Raw genomic sequence first — 2373 nt, 5'->3', positions numbered from 1 at the left:
GGACGACGGTGGCGGTGCAGAAGTGGCTTCCCTGTACACCGCCTTCACCGGAGCCCTGTTCGAAGGCGGTGTACAGGGAAGCCACTTCTGCACCGCCACCGTCGTCCAGAGCCCCGGCAGGAACCTCATCGTCACCGCCGGCCACTGCCTCCTCGCCGGCAAGCCCACCGGCAAGGGCGCCGTCTTCGCACCCGCGTACACGGGCGGCACCACCCCGTACGGCACCTGGAAGATCGAGGAGGTCTTCGAGGACCCCCGCTGGGACGAGGGCGCCGACGACGACTACGACCTCGCCTTCGTACGCCTCGCTCCCGACGCCTCCGGCCGCAACATCGAAGACGTCACCGGCGGGGCGCCCCTCGACACCACCGGCCGCGCCGGCGAACAGGTCACCGTCACCGGCTACCCCGCCGACCGCAAGGTGCCCCGCACCTGCACCGCCACCGCCGTACGCGAAACCCCGACCCGCCAGCGCTTCGACTGCGCGGACTTCCCGAGCGGCACCAGCGGCAGCGCCTGGATCGCCCGCGACGGCCGCATCATCGGCATCCTCACGGGCGGCGACACCGACGACGTCTCCACGAGCACCGTCCTCGGCGACTACGCGGCAACCCTGTACGCCAAGGCAACGGCGACGGGCGGCTGGCGGAGCTGCTGGCCCGCGGGGCGGTCGAGCCGGTGCATCTGGGGTTGGTGGGCTGAGCCCGGCCAGCGCCTCGGGCGACAGCCACCGCCAGTGCGCCCGCGGATCCTCCGGCACGGGCTCCCGCCGCGGCCCGGAGGTCACGTAGATGTGCTCGTACTGGCGGACGCGGATCCCCTGGTGGGTGAAATCGTGCTCCCAGGTGCACAACAGCCGCTGAGGCCGGAGATCGGTCCACCCGGTCTCCTCCCGCAACTCCCGCCGCACACACTGCTCGGGAGTCTCCCCCGGATCGATCCCCCCACCGGGCGGCAGCCAGTGGATCCCGACCTCGACGTTGTTCTCCCGAAACAGGAACACGGCCCCCTCGGGATCCAAAACGACAATGCGCGCTGCGTGCCTGGGAGTTCTCATCATCCCAGCGTACGACGGGGGCGGAGGAGCGAAAGAGGGAGTGAGGGAAGCGCCGGGGACGAGCCGGACGGAACCCACGGCCCCCGGCGCCGGTGGAGCGACGGCAGGCGGCGGAAAGACGGGAGCCGATGACTCGGGATCGGTTGCGTGCCGGGGGCTTCCCGGCAGCCCATTGTCCTTCCGGCGCGGGCCGGCCCGTCAAGGGCGCTCCCTCCGGTCGCGTCGCTGCGCGATGGCCCTTGCGGGCCACCCTTGACAGCCCGACCCCCACCGAAACGCCAAAGAGCTGCCGGGAAGCCCCCAGAGGAGGGGAGTGGCCTGGAGGGACTATGAGCCATCAGTCGCATCAGGGAGCTTTCTCTCCCGCCCCGCTCGCCGCATTCGGCCCCCGCCGGGATCCGCAGATCCGTCGGCGGGGTCCGGGCAGGGCGGTGACCGCACGAAACGACGTCCAGAGCATCGTCCGGGGACAGGAGCGCCCCGGATCGCTACGTCCGCACCGTCGGTTCGGCGTCCGGCGGTCGTCAGCGGCCGAGAGCGCCCCGGACGACGACATGGACACCCTTGACCGGAGGCCGACCGTCGGCTGCGAGACGCAGAAAGCGAGCTGGGCCGCTTCGCACCCCACGACATTCGTCGGCGGACAGCCGCCGAGCCGACGGCACCTTTGTCGACATCTGCCGCGTCTCCTGGCTCCTGACGGCCGTCAGTCGCCGACCCGAGGGCGCCCCCGCAACGGTCCGCCGCGCCTCCCGACCCTTGACGGCCGTCAGTCGCCGAGCCGAGGGCGCGCCTGTAGTGATCTGCCGCGTCGCCCGGCCGTTGACGGCGGTCAGTCGCTGGGCCGAGGGCGCGCCTGTAGCGATCCGCCGCGTCGCCCGGCCGTTGACGGCGGTCAGTCGCCGGGCCGAGGGCGCGCCTGTAGCGATCCGTCGCGCCTCCCAGCCGTTGACGGCGGTCAGTCGCTGAGCCGAGGTTGCCCGCGTAGCGATCTGGGGCGCTTCTGTCTCCGGATGATGCTCTGGGCATCGTTTCGCGACATCAGGCCGACCGGGCTTTCGCCGCCGGGGCTGCTGATGCCGGGGGGACAGGACACGGCTGCCGGAGCGGGAGGGCAAGGGCTCTGACGAACCCCTGTGGTCTTCGTCCCCCCTGGCCGTTTCCCTGGGGGCGTCCCGGCAGAAAAAATGCCTCCGGGGCGGGTCGGTCTGTCAAGGGGGGCCCGCAAGGGCCATCGCGCAGCGACGCGACCGGAGGGAGCGCCCTTGAGGGACCGGCCCGCCCCGGACACCATCAACTGCCGGGGACACCCCCAG

The 2373-nt window shown here is 72.0% G+C and carries 2 pseudogenes; one reads left to right on the top strand and one right to left on the bottom strand.

Annotated elements, in window-relative coordinates:
• Positions 1-22: 22 nt before the first annotated feature.
• Positions 23-511: pseudogene (locus EF903_RS31675) on the top strand (trypsin-like serine peptidase); the annotation flags it as partial.
• 243 nt (positions 512-754) lie between these two features.
• On the opposite strand, the pseudogene EF903_RS31670 reads toward EF903_RS31675, so the two are convergent.
• Positions 755-1057 (bottom strand): annotated as a pseudogene (locus tag EF903_RS31670) (NUDIX domain-containing protein); the annotation flags it as partial.
• Between the last annotated feature and the right edge of the window lie 1316 nt (positions 1058-2373).

This window comes from Streptomyces sp. WAC05292 (assembly GCF_003949955.1).
Classification (GTDB): Bacteria; Actinomycetota; Actinomycetes; order Streptomycetales; family Streptomycetaceae; genus Streptomyces; species Streptomyces globosus.
The sequence above is the reverse complement of the archived record's forward strand: the minus strand, read 5'-3'. Positions and strand labels throughout refer to the sequence as shown.